This window comes from Pararhodobacter sp. (assembly GCF_034676075.1).
Lineage (GTDB): Bacteria > Pseudomonadota > Alphaproteobacteria > Rhodobacterales > Rhodobacteraceae > Pararhodobacter.
The window spans coordinates 17861-31954 of record NZ_JAUCCQ010000016.1 but is presented as its reverse complement, the minus strand read 5'-3'; the positions used below and the strand labels follow the sequence as shown (position 1 = coordinate 31954).

Sequence of the window (14094 nt, the reverse complement as noted above, 5' to 3'; positions counted from 1 at the left end):
CTCCATGGGTGGTCCTGACCGATATGATGCCTCCAGTTACTGGAAGGTCAAGGGCTCGATAGCCGCCGTTTTTCGGCACCAGTCGAGAATCTGGTCGAGGTCGGCGGGCAGGCCCTGCCCCAGCCCCTCGGCGAAATCCTCGAAACCCGGGCGGTTCAGGGGCTTGAGCCCCATCAGCACCGGCACGCCCTGTTCGAGCGCCGCAGCGATCAGCGGGCGGAAACCACGGCCCTCGATCTCGGCCTTGCCGAATTTGTTGAGGATCAGCAGGCGAGGACGGTCGGCCAGCGTGCCCTCGACCAGCGCCACGGCGGTTTCCAGCCCTTCGGGGTCCAGGCGGCAGCCGCGCGATTCCTCGCCCAGGTTCTGGCTGATGCGGATCACCTCGGCCCGGCCCAGCACCTGCAGGTCCATGTCGCAATGCGCCCGGCCCGGGCGGCCGCTGTTCACCTGCACGACACCGGCCAGCGCCCAGCCTTCGGCACTCAGCACCCGCGCCACCTCGGCCAGCAGGCGGTCGGTCTGGCCGCGCTCGGTGCCGGTGACGGTGGCCAGGGGGAAAAGGGCTTGCTCTTGCGGTATCATGGCACCCTGATAGCCTGTCCACAGACAGGGGGAAAGGTGGATGATGGTCGCAGCGGTGATCCTGGCAGGCGGGCGGGCAACGCGGATGGGGGGTGGCGACAAGCCGCTGCTGACCCTGCGCGACCGGCCCTTGCTGGCGCATGTCATCGACCGGCTGGAACCGCAGGTCGAGGCGATGGCGATCAGCGCCAATGGCGATCCCGCCCGGTTCGCGGCCTATGACCTGCCGGTCCTGCCCGATGCGACGCCCGATTTCCCGGGGCCTCTGGCCGGGATCGTGGCGGGGATGGACTGGGCTGCGGCCAAGGGTTTCTCGCATATCCTCAGCGCGCCGGGCGACACGCCGTTCCTGCCCGAGGATCTGGTGGTGCGGCTGGCGCGGCACCCGTTCGCGATGGCCGAGAGCCGGGGGCGCAAGCATCCGGTCGTTGCCCTCTGGCCGGTGATGCTGCGCGAGGCGATCCGCAAGGCGCTGGCCGGGGGTGAGCGGCGGGTCGGCCGGGTCGCCGCGGAATTTGGCGCAAGGTCGGTGAGGTTCGACGGTCCCGAAGACCCGTTCTTCAACGTCAACACGCCCGAGGATCTGGATGAGGCACAGAACCGCCTTGCGACCTGAGCGCCTGGCCATCCTCGACTGGTCGGCCGCCAACCGGCCGCGGCAGGGCAAGGATTCGATCTGGCTGGGCCTTTCGGATGGCACGGCCAGCAATCCGCGCACCCGGGCGCTGGCCTTCGAGGCGCTGGCGGCGCTGATCGAGGACACGCTGACCCGGGGCGAGGCGCTGCTGATCGGCGCCGATTTCCCCTTCGGCTATCCGGCGGGTTTCGCCAGCGCCCTGACCGGGCGGGACGGGGCGCTGGCGGTCTGGGGCTGGCTGGCGGCGCAGCTGACGGACGGGGCGGACAATCGCTCGAACCGGATCGAACTGGCGGCGCGGATCAACGCGATGCTGCCGGGTCTCGGCCCCTTCTGGTTCAACCCGACGCGGCAGGGCTTCGCCGCCCTGCCCCACAAGGGCAGCCTGCGCGACGGCCATGGCTTCCCCGAGCACCGGCTGGCCGATGCCACCGCCAAGGGCGCGCAATCGCCCTGGAAACTCGGCGGCGCCGGGGCGGTCGGCTCGCAGGCGCTGACCGGGATCGCGATGCTGGAACGGCTGCGGCAGGCCTTCCCCGGCCGCATCGCCGTCTGGCCCTTCGAGCCGCAGACCGCGCCGGTGATTCTGGCCGAAGTCTTCCCCTCGATCCTCGCGCCCGAGGTCAACGCGCGGCTCGGGCCGGGGGTGATCAAGGATCAGGTGCAGGTCACGCTGCTGGCGCGGGCGCTGCACGCCCTGCCCTCGCTGGCGCCGCTGCTGGAAACCCCGGACGATCCCCGCATCGCCGACGAAGGCTGGATCCTCGGCCTCGGGCACGAGGACAGCCTGCGAGCGGGGCTTTAGCCGCCCCGGCGCAGCCGATGCGCCAACGCGCCCTCGACCTCGTCGCAGCCCAGATACTCGTGCCCCGCCTGCGTGCAGAAATGCGGCATGTCGATGATCGAGGCCTTGTCCGTCGCGCGGACCCGCAGCACCTGCCCCGGCGCCATGGCCATCAGGCGCTTGCGCGCCTTCAGCACCGGCAGCGGGCACAGCAGGCCCCGTGCGTCGATCTCGTCATCCCAATCCATGCCTTCCGCCTATCCCAGCCCCTCAGCGCTGTCGAGCCCGCCGCCCGCCGGGAACCCGCGACAGGAACCCGGGCGGGCGCCTTGCCACCCAGGCGATGAACCGCGCGAGGCGCGGATGGGCGCGCAGCGCCTCGATCGTGGCATAGTCGCGGGCCAGTTCCGCTTCGGTCAGCCGGCGTGGATTTCCTTGTGGCAGATGGCGTGCAGCAGGACGGTCGGCCCGCCCTTGCCGCCCTTCAGCTTCGGCACCAGATGGTGCAGCGACTGCGGCACGCCGGGCGGGATCGGCCTGAGACACAGGGGACAGAGGGGGTCGCCGCTCAGACCTGCGCCACCATCTGCGGCAGGCTGACCAGCAGCCGCCCGTCCTCTTCGATCCTGAGCGCGCCCGCGGGCTCGCCCCCCGCTGCCGGTGCGCCGCCCGGTGCCAGACGCCCCGGCAGGTCCCAGCTGAAGTGTCCCGCCGCCACCGTCGCCGCGGCGCCCAGCAGCGGGGCCGCATCCTCGACCCGGGCGATCAGCGTGTTGCGGCCGCGGTCGATCTCGACCGTGCCGAGGGGCAGAGCCTGCCGCCAGCGGGTGCGGAACGGCGTGCGGAACAGCGCGCCGATGCCGCCGCCCACGCCCGACAGGTCGATCCGGTCCTCATCGTAAAGCGCCGCGCCCGAGCGCCAGTTGATCGACAGCGCCTGCCGCCCGTCGGTGACGATGACATGGTCGATCCGCGTGGACTGGCCCGCCCCCAGCACCCGAACCGGGTAATAGGCGCCGGGCTGGATCCCGTCGGGGCCATCGCCCAGCGCAGCGGTGGCGGAAAGGGCCGGAAAGGTCAGGGCCAGCGACGTCAGGAAATGGCGCCTGTGCATGGGGTACTCCAATCTGCCTGTGAGAGGCGTTTGGCGGCACCTTATCACGGGCCGCGCTCACCGGCACTCAAACCGGCGTCAACCGCAGATCCCCGCCCGTTCGACCCCGCCCCAGGGCAGAATCACCCGGACATCGGGCAGTTCGCCCGGCTCCATCACCTGCGAGATCAGCCCCTGCAGCCGGGCGGTTCGGGCGCCCTCGGGGTCGAGGACCTGACAGCAGAGGTATTCCTCCACCAGGCTGGCCTGTTGTTCGTAACCGTAGTCGAGGAACCGCGCATTCGCCTCGGTATCAAAGAGATAGGGATCGTCCGAGGCGGCGTGTTCGCGCCCGACCCGCAGCGGCGAATAGCCGGTCAGCGCCCGGTTCTGCCATTGCCAGACATGGGTCAGCTCGTGCACCAGATACATCGCCGCGCCCAGCGACATCAGCCCCTCGCGGTGCCGGGCGAAATCGGGGCGCAGCACGTCGGGGCGGACGTTCACGGTGTTGAACAACACGATCCCCGCCGCGCGGCCCCGTTCATAGGGCTGATCCGGGGGCGGCAGGATGCGCTCGCGGCAGGTGGTGCGGGGCCGCGCCGGATAGAGATGGCTGCGCATGCCGACAAAGCCGTTGCGATAGAAGCGCACCTGCGTGGTATCGAGGCCCGGGCCGAACAGGCGCGTGGCCAGATCGGTCTCATGGACCGTCAGCGGACGCCCGCAGGCAGCCAGCAGCAGCAGAAGGACGAGGGCCAGGCGCATCCCGCCATCCGACGCCGCAACCCCTTGCCCGTCAAGCGATTCGCGGTTCCGTCGCCCCTCACATCTTTGTTCTGAAAATATCCACTTCAGGTGAACGCCTCGCGCACGCGCCCGTGGCGCGGCCGGGGTATCACCACCCCGCCCCATCGCCGCGATGGCCTGCGGGGGGAGGCGACCGGGGTGGGCGGGCGGGAGGTCGCCTCCCCCCGCAGGCCTCAGAGCCGCCCACCCTCCAGCAGCCGTTCCAGGAACTGCCGGGTCCGGGGGTGTTCGGGCGCGTTGAAGAGGGCGCCGGGCGGCGCCTCCTCGACGATCCGGCCGCCGTCGAGGAAGCAGACCCGATCCGCCAGATCCCGGGCAAAGCCCATCTCATGGGTGACGATGACCATGGTCAGGCCCTGCGCCTTCAGCCCCCGGATCGCCGCCATCACCTCGCCCACCAGTTCCGGGTCCAGCGCCGCTGTCACCTCGTCCAGAAGCAGCACCTCGGGCTCACCGGCCAGCGCCCGGGCCAGCGCCACCCGCTGTTGCTGGCCGCCCGACAGCTGCTCGGGATACGACCGCGCGAACCGCTCCATCCCGAAGAGCGCCAGCACCGCCATGGCCTTGTCATAGGCCTCGACCCGCGACAGGCCGCGGACCTTGCGGGGCGCCAGCATGATGTTGTCGATGACCCGCATATGCGGAAACAGGTTGTAGGATTGAAAGACGATCCCCACCCTCCGCTGCAAGCCGGTCTTGCCCCAGGCGGGATCCTCGACCGGCAGGCCGTCCAGCCGGATACTGCCCCAATCGGGCTCGATCAGCCGGTTGATGCAGCGCAGCAGCGTGGATTTTCCCGAGCCCGAGGCACCGATCAGGCAAACGACCTCGTGCCGCGCGACATCGAGGTTCACCCGGTCCAGCACCAGATGCTCGCCGAAATACTTGGTCAGGCCGCGGATCGCGATCATGGGCGTGTCGCTCATGCTTCAACCCGCCAGCTGCAAGCGTCGGGTCCGGTCGCGGTGGGTGACCCAATCGGCCAGCCGGGCCATCGGGATCGTCGCCAGCAGGAACAAGAGCGCCGCCACCACCATCGAGGAATAGTTGAAGGTGCTGGAAGTATAGATCTGCGCCTCGCGCACCGCGTCGCGCACGCCGATGACGGACAAGAGCGCCACGTCCTTTTGCAGCGCCACGACGATGTTCATCAGGGACGGCACCGCGTTGCGCAGGGCCTGCGGCAGGATCGCGTAGAGCATGATCTGCCCCTCGTTCAGCCCCAGCGCCTTGGCGGCGGCGCGCTGGCCCTCGTGCACGGCGTCGATGCCGGCGCGGTAGATCTCGCACACATAAGCGGAATAGCTGAGCACCATGGCGAAGCCGCCCCAGAAGAGGCCGGAACTGGGCAGGCCCGGGATCCGGAGCGCCGGGATGCCGAAACCGAAGAGGATGACCAGCAGCAGCGCGGGCAGGCCCCGGAAGAGGTCGATATAGAGCACGACCATCAGCCGGAAGGGCGCGAACCACGGCCCCCTGAGCGAACGGATCACCGCCAGCAGCAGCGCCCAGACGCCGATACAGGCCATGGCGATCAGCCAGACCTTCATGTTGGTCAGGAAGCCCCAGGCAACACGGGGCAGCGCGGCCAGCATATGGTCGAGGCTGAAGAACTGCCGCTGGATGCGCGGCCAGTTCTCGTTCCCGGCGATCAGCCAGGCGAGGCCGCCGAACACCACCAGAATCGACAGCGAGCTGATCAGCCCCGGCGCCAGCGCGCGGCGCCAGTCGAACCCCCGCCGCCGGGGGGGCGGCGGGGGCGTCGTCGGTTGGTCGGGGATCATTCGGTGATGATCGGCAGCGAGGGATCGGCCACCAGCCAGGTGTTGACCAGCTCCTGCACCGTCCCGGCCTCGATCAGGCGGGTGAGCGAGGCATCGACCCAGGGGATCAGCGCATTGCCCTGCTCGAACAGCAGGCCATGGCCTTCGTCATGCGCGTCGGGCGGCAGGATGGCGACGATCGCCGCCTCGGGGATCTGCACCGCGGTGGCGAACAGCGCTGTCGGCACGGCGGCGACGGTGGCGTCGATCTGGCCCGCCTGCATCGCCTGGAAGACGCCGACCTGATCGTCATAGACCGCCACATCGGTGGCCCCCACGACAGTCTCCAGATAGGCCAGATCGGTGGTGCCGATGGCCGCGCCCCAGCGGGCGCTGCGCAGATCGGCGAAGGAGGTGGCGCCCTCGACCGGCGAGCCGGGCAGCGCGATCACCGCCTTGTCCGATTGGTAATAGACTTGGGAGAAACCGACCACCTCGGCCCGGGCGGGCGTGACCGAGACCTGGTTGATGGCGAAATCGAAGGGCTTGTCGCCCGGGGCGATGATCTGCTCGAACGTGAGCCGCACCCATTGCACCTGATCACGCGCGAATCCCATGTCCTCGGCCAGCGCATAGACCAGCGCATTCTCGAAGCCTTCGCCGCTTTCGGGCGAATCGTTCATCATCCAGGGCGGATAGACCGGGTCAGAGGTGCCGACGGTCAGCATGCCGGGATGGATCAGGCGGGCATCGTCGGGCGTGCCGGTCTCCTGCGCGGGGGCGGCGGTGGCCAGCGTCAGCGCGGCGGCCAGCGCCAGGAACGGGGTGAGAAAACGGTCGGACATGGTGGCGCGGCCTCTCTGTTGGTCCCGGGTCGCCCGGGGGACGTGAGCGATAGCGCAGCTTTGCGTTCCGGGCCGGTTCTGGCAAGGGGGGCCGTGACGATGACGGGTCTGTGACAGCGCTCTGGGCTTTCGGCGGGCGCTTGGGCATAGTCCGGCGCCAATATGACCGACGACTCATCCCTCTCCCCCGCCCTCGCCCAGGCGCTCGCCGCAGCGCTGGCCTCGACCCCGTCGCGGATCCTGCCGCTGTCGGTCGAGGGTCGGCATTACTGGCTCAAGCGCCCCGAGGTTCACCGCACCCTGATCCGCCGCCTGCAGAAGGGCGATCCGGCCCGGGCGCTGGCGGCCGACCGCGCCGGGCTGAAACGCATGACAAAGCTGGGCCTGCCCGCGCCGCGGGTGCTGGCCGAGGGGCCGGATTTCGTGCTGACCGAGGATGTCGGACCGCCGGTCGCCACGCTTCTGCGCGACCCCGGCACCACGGATGCCGAACGCCACGCGGCGCTGGGCGATGCGGCGCGGGCGCTGGCGCGGCTGCACCACCAGGGCATCGCCCATGGCCGCCCCAAGATCCGCGACATCTGCTGGCAGCGGGACCGGGGCGCGACGCTGATTGACTTTGAACTCTTCAACCCGGCGGCCGACCGGGCGGCGCTGGTGCGCGATGCGGTGCTGTTCCTGCATTCGATCCTGCAGCAGCAACGCGACCGCGACGCCTTTTTCGACACCGCCGCGCAGGCCTACCGGGCCGAGGCGCCCGAAGGGATCTGGGAGAAGATGCAGCGCCGCGTCGATCGCGTGCGCTGGATCGCGCCGCTGGCGCGGCTCGTGCTCTGGCTGCAGCCCAAGGCGCATGAAGTGCGCGCCGCGCTGCAATTGCCCAAGGCGCTCAGGGAGTGAAGCGGGTCAGGCGCTGGCGCGGAACGCGTCGGGCTGAAGGGCCTCGACCGGCTGGCCGCAGAACATCTCGTACATGAGGCCGATGGTCCGCGCCGCGCGGGGATCGCCCAGCGAGTAATAGATCGTCTTGCCCTCGCGCCGGCAGGTCACCAGCCCCTCAAGCCGCAGCCGCGCCAATTGCTGGCTGACCGCCGCCTGCCGCGAGCCCAGAAGCTGCTCCAGCTCGGTCACCGATTTCTCGCCCGACGACAGGTAGCACAGGATCAGCAGCCGCCCCTCATGGGCCAGCGCCTTGAGGAAGGCCGCTGCCGCCTGCGCCTGCTCGACCATGTCGTCGACCGGCCGCGACGCGCATTCCCCACCGCCCGCGAGCCCGTCGAAAGCCGGGTCGAACATCGCGTCTTCAGGGGTCTGGGCCGTCGGATTCGGGGCCATTCGCGCCACTCCGGTGGTTTATGGATGCAAGGATCGCAATCTGTCTTTCCATAAATAGGCGAAGCGCCCCCGCCGGGCAAGAGCCCAGAATGGCAAACGGGCGCACAGTCTTGCGACTGTGCGCCCGCCATCTCACCGCAAAGCGGTCGATCAGGCTTCGTCGTCTTCGCCGGCAGCGCCGCCGATATCGTCGAAGAGTTCGGCAATCTCGAACTCGGCCGCGGCTTCGGCTTCAGCCGCCAGTTCCTGGATCGACTTGCCCGAGGCTTGCAGCTCGGCTTCCTCGATCGAACGGGCGACGTTGACCGAGATCTTCGCCGTGACTTCCGGGTGCAGCACGACGGTCATGCCGTGCAGGCCCAGGTTCTTGATCGGCGCGTTCAGCACGATCTGGCGACGGTCGATGGTGAAGCCCTCGGCTTCGGCGGCTTCGGCGACGTCACGCGGGGTGACCGAACCATAGAGTGCGCCGCTGTCCGAAGCCGAGCGGATCACGACATAGACCGCGCCGTCCAGCTTCTCGGCCAGGGCCGCGGCCTCTTTCTTGGTTTCCAGGTTGCGCGCTTCGAGCTGCGCTTTCTGGTCCTCGAAGGCGGCCTTGTTGGCATCGGTCGCGCGCAGCGCCTTGCCTTGCGGCAGCAGGAAGTTGCGGGCGAAGCCGTCGCGCACCTTCACCACGTCGCCCATCTGGCCCAGCTTGGCCACACGTTCCAGCAGAATCACTTGCATGGCGGGGTCCTCACTTCACGGCGTAGGGCAGCAGGGCGAGGAAGCGGGCGCGCTTGATGGCCCGGGCCAGTTCGCGCTGCTTCTTCGCCGAGACGGCGGTGATACGGGCGGGCACGATCTTGCCGCGCTCGGAGATGTAACGCTGCAGCAGACGCACGTCCTTGTAGTCGATGGCGGGTGCGTTGTCGCCCGAGAACGGGCAAACCTTGCGGCGGCGGAAAAACGGTTTGGTGGCCATGGTGGTTTACTCCTTCAAGACCGATCAGCGACGCGGGCCGCGTTCGGGACGGTCGCCCCGCTCGCTACGCTCGTCCCGCTTTTGCATCTGCACCGAGGGACCGTCTTCGTGCTTCTCGACCTTGATCGAGAGGACGCGCATGACGTCGTCGTGCAGACGGGCCAGACGCTCCATTTCCTGGATCGCGGCCGACGGGGCGTCGGTGCGCAGGAACATGTAGTGGCCCTTGCGGTTCTTGTTGATCTTGTAGGCCATCGTCTTGACACCCCAGTATTCGGTGCCGACGACGTTGCCGCCATTGTCGGAAATCACGGTCGAGAAGTGCTCGATCAGCCCTTCCGCCTGCGCGTTGGACAGGTCCTGACGCGCGATCATGACATGCTCGTAGAGAGACATGCGTGCTCCATTTCTATCAGGGCGCATTTCATAAGGCGGGCTACGAAACCCTGCCACGGCCCGCCCACGAGAATCTGCGCCGGAATCGTGGGATGCGGCAGGATGGGGCCTTATAGCCGGATTGCCGCGCCACGCAAGGGGAACCGGCCGACGCCGCGGCCCGTCGCATTCTGCAACGACCCGGCTTGACCCGTCTACTTAACGTATTAATCTTCTCTCCTTGCAACGTGCATCGGATTGTGGGGGTCCGCCATGTGGCAAAAATTGCTCGATGCCTATCTCAAGTCGCTGATCCGAACCGGCGCTTTGACCCTGACCCTGCCGGACGGCACCACGCGCCGCTTCGGCCCGGGCGGGCCTGACGCCCCGGATGTGGCGGTCACCATCACCGACGAGGCGACGCTCAAGGCGCTTGCCACCAACCCGCAGCTGGCGCTGGGCGAGGCCTATATGGACCAGCGCCTGACCATCGCAGGCGACGACCTGCACGGGCTGCTGGAACTGGTGCTGCGCAATCTGGCGCATGGTCATGAGCGCGGTCTGGCCAAACTGCAGGCGGCGCTGCGCGACCTGACGCGGGGTATCGCCCAGCGCAATCCGGCGGCGCGTTCGAAGGCCAATGTGGCGCATCACTACGATCTGTCGGGGGCGCTTTACGACCTGTTCCTCGATGAGGACCGGCAGTATTCCTGCGCCTATTTCAAGTCGCCCGGGGACAGCCTGGATCAGGCCCAGCGCCAGAAGAAGGCGCATATCGCCGGCAAGCTCCGGCTCGAACCCGGGATGAAGGTGCTGGACATCGGCTGCGGCTGGGGCGGCATGGGGCTGACGCTGGCGCGCGACTACGGCGCCGAGGTCCTGGGCGTCACGCTGTCCGAGGAACAGCTGAAGGTCGCCCGGGCAAGGGCCGAGGCTGCCGGGCTGGCGGACCGGGTCCGGTTCGAACTGATGGATTACCGGGCGGTCGCGGGGCAATTCGACCGCATCGTATCGGTCGGCATGTTCGAACATGTCGGCGCGCCGAATTTCGGCACCTATTTCACCAAGGTGGAGGAGCTTCTGAAACCCGAGGGCGTGGCGCTGATCCATACCATCGGCCGCTTCACCCCGCCGGGATCGACCAATCCCTGGATCACCCGCTACATCTTTCCCGGCGGCTATATCCCGGCGCTGTCCGAGACGATGGCCGCGGTCGAGAAGACCGGCCTCGTCTCGACCGATGTCGAGGTCTGGCGCCTGCATTACGCCTATACGCTGCGCCATTGGTACGACCGGTTCATGGCCCGGCAGGACGAGGCGGCGGCGCTTTATGACGAGCGCTTCGTGCGGATGTGGAAATTCTATCTGGTGGCGTCGGAGCAGACCTTCCGCTTCGCCGGCCAATGCGTGTTCCAGCTACAGCTGGCGCGCGACCAGCAGGCGGTGCCGCTGACGCGCGATTACCTCTATGAACCCGGCGGGCCGGTGGCCTGAGAGGGCAAGCCGTCCCCTCGGGCCGGGGTCAGTCGCCCTTCGCGGGGGCCTCGGCCTCGGCGGGGGTGGTTTCGTCGGCCTCCTCGGCCTTGGTGCTTTGCGCCGACCGGAAGTTGAACGGCTGGCGGGTGTTCTTCTTCCCCGGATGGCTGAGGAATTCTTTCAGGTCGAGTTGCTTCTTCGGCGTCGAATATCCCACGCGGGCGCTCCCAATGGCGGTGACGGTTGGTCGGCAGCAGATCAGCTGTCTGCGGGTTCGGGCGCAGCCGCGCCCCGGGTCACCGAAGCGTTGGCGGCGCTCGGCAGGCTGCCCTCGCCCAGGCGCACGAAGAAATCGCGCCAGGAGAGCCCGGTGGCCGGGATCGCGGGGGCGGTCATCGCGGGGGCAGAGGTCGTGCGGCGGTGCTTGTCGGTCATGGGGACTCCTTGTCTCCGGTCGCTTCTGGGGTCCGCCCGACAGGGCGGAACCACGTCAGGACGGAACCACATCGGCCCAAAGCCAGGCCCGGCTCGCCGCAGGGGCTGAAAACGTGCCGACCGACCCGGAACGGGCAGCGATCGGCAGGTCCAGCAAGAAATTACCGATCGTCCAGTCCGCTATTGGCGCGGAACGGACGATCGGCAGAGAAGCGGCCGTCGAGGGACCGAACGCTTCCCGTCATCAGATCGCGTCGACCTCAGACGAGCGCGAGGCTCGTCGCCGACGAACGACCGTTGCGGTCGGTTTCCAGCTCGAACGTCACGGCCTGGCCGTCGTCAAGGCGATGGATCCCCGCCCGTTCAAGCGCCGAGGCGTGCACGAAGACATCCTGCGAGCCGCCCTCGGGGGCGATGAAACCGAAACCCTTGCTGCTGTTGAACCATTTCACGGTGCCCTTGGCCATCGTGATATTCCTTCTGTCATATGCCACCCGCACAGCGCGGTAGCCCGGCAAAGCTGCAGATCGAAGGCTGAGCCGGAAGGAACAGGTCCGAAAATAGACGAATGCCCTTCCAATATGACCCTCGCGCGGCCGGATTGCGAGGGAAGACTTGCCGATTTCCCGCCCCCGCCGCGTTAGGCCTTGTTAATGCACGGAAGAAAGCTGCGAAGAGGCCCGGCACCGAAGCGCGGGTTTCTTGCGCGGGCCACACGATTCCCCCTTCTCGGGTCTCTGCGGGCTCCGTATGATGGCGCCACTTTCAACCCTTTTCCAACAGGTTAATCATGACCCTGAACGCCCTGCGTTCGCTCGCCCTGGCTGCGGCCACGGTGCTCGTCGCGCTGCCCGCTGCCGCGGATATCAGCTTCTCGTTCACCAACGCGACCGAGCGGACCATCATGTATCTCTACGTCTCGCCCTCGTCCTCGGACGAATGGGGTGACGACATCCTCGGCGACGCCGTGGTCGAGGCCGGCGAGACCGGCACCGTCACCCTGACCGGCGACGAATGCGACTGGGACATCAAGGCTGTGTTCGACGACGAAGAAGAATTCGAGGATTCGATCAACGCCTGCACGGCGACCGATTACTCGATCCACGAAGAGTGATCCCCGGACGCTCGCGCGTCGCCTGACGTATCCGGCCGCCGCATGGACCTCATGCGGCGGCCTTCATATTTCAAAAACTGAATTCATCCTCTTGCAAGGCCCCTGCCCCCGTCCCCATCTTGGAAGAGACCCCGCGTGACGGGGCAGGAACGGAGGCCGCCATGCCCTATACAATCGACCGCCATTTCCCCGGCGCCAGCTTTGCCGAGATCGACACCCGCACCCGCGCCGCGCTGCAAGCTGGCGGTTTCGGCGTGCTGACCGAGATCGACGTGCAGGCGACGATGAAGAAGAAACTCGACCGCGACATGCCCGCCTACCGCATCCTCGGCGCCTGCAATCCCGGCATGGCCTGGGAGGCCATCGGCATGGAGCCCAAGGTCGGCGCCATGCTGCCCTGCAACGTCATCCTGCGGGAGGTCGCGGATGGGGTCGAGGTTTCCGCCATCGACCCGGTCGCCTCGATGCAGGCCATCGACAACCCGGCGCTGCCCGGCGTCGCGGCGCAGGTCCGCACCATGCTGGCGGGTGTCGTCGCGGCGATCTGAGCGCCCGGGCTGAGCGATCCGGCCCGCCTCCTGCGTTGCAAAGTCAACAGAGGCAGGCGATTCACGAGTTGACAAAACAACACAATCGGTCATGCTTCCCGGGTGCGGGCCCGTCCCGCCACCTGGGAGGACATCATGACATTCATCACGAAACGGCAGCTTGCCGTGACGGTAGCGGCTTGCCTTCTGGCAGGCGCGGCGCAGGCTGATACCATCCGCGTGGGCGTGATCGCGCCCTTCTCGGGCCCCTTCGCCATCTGGGGCCAGCAATTCCAGCAGGCCATCGAGGTCTATCAGACCGAGCACGGGACCGAGATCGCCGGCCACACCATCGAATTCCTCTACCGCGACACCGGCGGGGTGAACCCTGACCAGACCCGGGCACTGGCGCAGGAATTGCTGATCCGCGAAGGCGTCGATTACCTGAGCGGGCTGGTCTTCACGCCCAATGCGCTGGCCGTCGCCGAACTGGCCACGCAGTCGGAAACCCCGACCGTGATCATGAACGCCGCGACGTCGATGATCACCACGCAATCCGACTACTTCCTGCGCACCGGCTTCACGCTGTGGCAGGTGACGGTGCCGATGGCCGATTGGGCGCTGGCGCAGGGGATCACCACGGCGGTCACCGCCGTCACCGACTACGGCCCCGGCATCGACGCCGAGAACGCCTTCCGCTCGGCCTTCGAGGCGGGCGGCGGCACGGTGCTGGACGCGATCCGCATGCCGATCCAGACCACCGATTTCGCCCCCTTCATGCAGCGCGTGCGCGATCAGGCGCCGGCCGCGGTCTTCGGCTTCCTGCCCGCGGGTCCGCCCACCTATGCCTTCACCCGCGCCTATAACGAGAACGGCCTGCGCGAGGCCGGGATCACCTTCCTCGGCACCGGCGAGACGGACGAGACAACGCTGGAGGCGCTGGGCGAGCCCGCCATGGGCCTGCACACGGCCTATCATTACTCCGCCGCCCACGAGTCGGAGATGAACCACGCCTTCACCGCCCGCCTGGCCGAGATGTTCCCGGGCAGCGTGGCGAACCTGGCCTCGGTCGGGGCCTATGACGGCGCGGCGCTGATCTATCACATGGTGGAGGTCGCAGGCTCGGACGGCCCGGCGGCGATGCAGGCGGCCATGGGCTATGCCTGGGAAAGCCCGCGCGGCCCGGTCTCCATCGACCCGGCCACAAGGCATATCACGCAGAACGTCTACATCCGCGTGGTGGACCGCGACGCCGAAGGGCGCCTGATCAACCGCGAGATCGACACGATCGAGGCGGTGCCGGACCTCGGCCTCTCGCAATAAGCCAAGGGGCCGCCCCCGCCGGGCG

The 14094-nt window shown here is 68.1% G+C and carries 21 protein-coding genes and 1 pseudogene; 7 read left to right on the top strand and 15 right to left on the bottom strand.

What is annotated here, in order from left to right; genetic code table 11:
- Positions 1–36: 36 nt before the first annotated feature.
- On the bottom strand, positions 37–585 hold the full coding sequence (locus VDQ18_RS07830) for a DUF2478 domain-containing protein (RefSeq protein WP_323020416.1): 549 nt from the start codon (positions 583–585) through the stop codon (positions 37–39).
- 40 nt (positions 586–625) lie between these two features.
- Here VDQ18_RS07830 and mobA point away from each other — a divergent pair, with 40 nt between their 5' ends.
- A complete protein-coding gene (gene mobA, locus VDQ18_RS07825; protein ID WP_323020415.1) occupies positions 626–1201 on the top strand; it encodes a molybdenum cofactor guanylyltransferase MobA in 576 nt (191 codons plus the stop codon).
- Positions 1173–2027 carry a molybdopterin guanine dinucleotide synthesis gene (locus tag VDQ18_RS07820; RefSeq protein WP_323020414.1) on the top strand — a complete coding sequence of 285 codons (855 nt, stop codon included), beginning with the start codon at positions 1173–1175 and terminating at the stop codon, positions 2025–2027. The genes mobA and VDQ18_RS07820 overlap by 29 nt, the downstream gene beginning before the upstream one ends.
- On the opposite strand, the gene VDQ18_RS07815 is transcribed toward VDQ18_RS07820, so the two are convergent.
- The 7 genes and pseudogenes from VDQ18_RS07815 to VDQ18_RS07785 all read right to left on the bottom strand — a co-directional run bounded on the left by VDQ18_RS07815 (position 2024) and on the right by VDQ18_RS07785 (position 6517).
- Complete coding sequence (locus VDQ18_RS07815; protein ID WP_323020413.1) at positions 2024–2254, bottom strand: sulfurtransferase TusA family protein; 231 nt, start codon at positions 2252–2254, stop codon at positions 2024–2026. The two genes, VDQ18_RS07820 and VDQ18_RS07815, sit on opposite strands and share 4 nt — an antisense overlap.
- 22 nt (positions 2255–2276) lie before the next feature.
- A pseudogene (locus VDQ18_RS07810) lies at positions 2277–2578 on the bottom strand (HNH endonuclease).
- Positions 2575–3120: a hypothetical protein gene (locus tag VDQ18_RS07805; RefSeq protein WP_323020412.1), complete on the bottom strand. Its 546-nt coding sequence runs from the start codon at positions 3118–3120 to the stop codon at positions 2575–2577. Before VDQ18_RS07805 ends, VDQ18_RS07810 begins: the two are co-directional and overlap by 4 nt.
- A 78-nt stretch (positions 3121–3198) precedes the next feature.
- Positions 3199–3867: a hypothetical protein gene (locus tag VDQ18_RS07800; protein WP_323020411.1), complete on the bottom strand. Its 669-nt coding sequence runs from the start codon at positions 3865–3867 to the stop codon at positions 3199–3201.
- Positions 3868–4082: 215 nt separating this feature from the next.
- Positions 4083–4835 carry an amino acid ABC transporter ATP-binding protein gene (locus tag VDQ18_RS07795; protein ID WP_323020410.1) on the bottom strand — a complete coding sequence of 251 codons (753 nt, stop codon included), beginning with the start codon at positions 4833–4835 and terminating at the stop codon, positions 4083–4085.
- A 3-nt stretch (positions 4836–4838) separates the two neighbouring features.
- A complete protein-coding gene (locus VDQ18_RS07790) occupies positions 4839–5693 on the bottom strand; it encodes an amino acid ABC transporter permease (protein ID WP_323020409.1) in 855 nt (284 codons plus the stop codon).
- The gene (locus tag VDQ18_RS07785; RefSeq protein ID WP_323020408.1) at positions 5690–6517 is read right to left on the bottom strand and encodes an ABC transporter substrate-binding protein; all 828 of its coding nucleotides are present in this window, start codon (positions 6515–6517) and stop codon (positions 5690–5692) included. The genes VDQ18_RS07790 and VDQ18_RS07785 overlap by 4 nt, the downstream gene beginning before the upstream one ends.
- A gap of 162 nt (positions 6518–6679) precedes the next feature.
- Between VDQ18_RS07785 and VDQ18_RS07780 the strand changes: the two genes are divergently transcribed.
- Positions 6680–7417 carry a hypothetical protein gene (locus VDQ18_RS07780; protein WP_323020407.1) on the top strand — a complete coding sequence of 246 codons (738 nt, stop codon included), beginning with the start codon at positions 6680–6682 and terminating at the stop codon, positions 7415–7417.
- Between the two features lie 6 nt (positions 7418–7423).
- Here VDQ18_RS07780 and VDQ18_RS07775 read toward each other — a convergent pair whose 3' ends face one another.
- The 4 genes from VDQ18_RS07775 to rpsF form a co-directional block, all read right to left on the bottom strand.
- Positions 7424–7852, bottom strand: a complete 429-nt coding sequence (locus tag VDQ18_RS07775; RefSeq protein WP_416235092.1) for an ArsR/SmtB family transcription factor — start codon at positions 7850–7852, stop codon at positions 7424–7426.
- Positions 7853–8002: 150 nt separating this feature from the next.
- Entirely contained in the window at positions 8003–8581 is a 579-nt protein-coding gene (gene rplI / locus VDQ18_RS07770) for a 50S ribosomal protein L9 (protein ID WP_323020406.1), read from the bottom strand.
- Between the two features lie 10 nt (positions 8582–8591).
- On the bottom strand, positions 8592–8819 hold the full coding sequence (rpsR, locus tag VDQ18_RS07765) for a 30S ribosomal protein S18 (protein ID WP_107749675.1): 228 nt from the start codon (positions 8817–8819) through the stop codon (positions 8592–8594).
- A 24-nt stretch (positions 8820–8843) separates the two neighbouring features.
- Positions 8844–9215 carry a 30S ribosomal protein S6 gene (rpsF, locus tag VDQ18_RS07760; RefSeq protein ID WP_107749674.1) on the bottom strand — a complete coding sequence of 124 codons (372 nt, stop codon included), beginning with the start codon at positions 9213–9215 and terminating at the stop codon, positions 8844–8846.
- Positions 9216–9467: 252 nt separating this feature from the next.
- On the opposite strand from rpsF, the gene VDQ18_RS07755 reads away from it, so the two are divergent.
- Positions 9468–10688 carry a cyclopropane-fatty-acyl-phospholipid synthase family protein gene (locus VDQ18_RS07755; protein ID WP_323020405.1) on the top strand — a complete coding sequence of 407 codons (1221 nt, stop codon included), beginning with the start codon at positions 9468–9470 and terminating at the stop codon, positions 10686–10688.
- A gap of 28 nt (positions 10689–10716) precedes the next feature.
- Here the strand turns inward: VDQ18_RS07755 and VDQ18_RS07750 are convergent, their stop codons facing one another.
- The 3 genes from VDQ18_RS07750 to VDQ18_RS07740 form a co-directional block, all read right to left on the bottom strand.
- A complete protein-coding gene (locus VDQ18_RS07750; protein ID WP_323020404.1) occupies positions 10717–10887 on the bottom strand; it encodes a hypothetical protein in 171 nt (56 codons plus the stop codon).
- Positions 10888–10928: 41 nt separating this feature from the next.
- On the bottom strand, positions 10929–11105 hold the full coding sequence (locus tag VDQ18_RS07745; protein ID WP_323020403.1) for a hypothetical protein: 177 nt from the start codon (positions 11103–11105) through the stop codon (positions 10929–10931).
- 260 nt (positions 11106–11365) lie between these two features.
- Complete coding sequence (locus VDQ18_RS07740; RefSeq protein WP_107749672.1) at positions 11366–11572, bottom strand: cold-shock protein; 207 nt, start codon at positions 11570–11572, stop codon at positions 11366–11368.
- Positions 11573–11895: 323 nt separating this feature from the next.
- On the opposite strand from VDQ18_RS07740, the gene VDQ18_RS07735 reads away from it, so the two are divergent.
- The 3 genes from VDQ18_RS07735 to VDQ18_RS07725 all read left to right on the top strand — a co-directional run bounded on the left by VDQ18_RS07735 (position 11896) and on the right by VDQ18_RS07725 (position 14069).
- Complete coding sequence (locus VDQ18_RS07735) at positions 11896–12219, top strand: hypothetical protein (protein WP_323020402.1); 324 nt, start codon at positions 11896–11898, stop codon at positions 12217–12219.
- 161 nt (positions 12220–12380) lie between these two features.
- Positions 12381–12767 carry a DUF302 domain-containing protein gene (locus tag VDQ18_RS07730; RefSeq protein ID WP_323020401.1) on the top strand — a complete coding sequence of 129 codons (387 nt, stop codon included), beginning with the start codon at positions 12381–12383 and terminating at the stop codon, positions 12765–12767.
- 135 nt (positions 12768–12902) lie between these two features.
- The gene (locus VDQ18_RS07725; protein ID WP_323020400.1) at positions 12903–14069 is read left to right on the top strand and encodes an ABC transporter substrate-binding protein; all 1167 of its coding nucleotides are present in this window, start codon (positions 12903–12905) and stop codon (positions 14067–14069) included.
- The last annotated feature ends 25 nt before the right edge of the window (positions 14070–14094 follow it).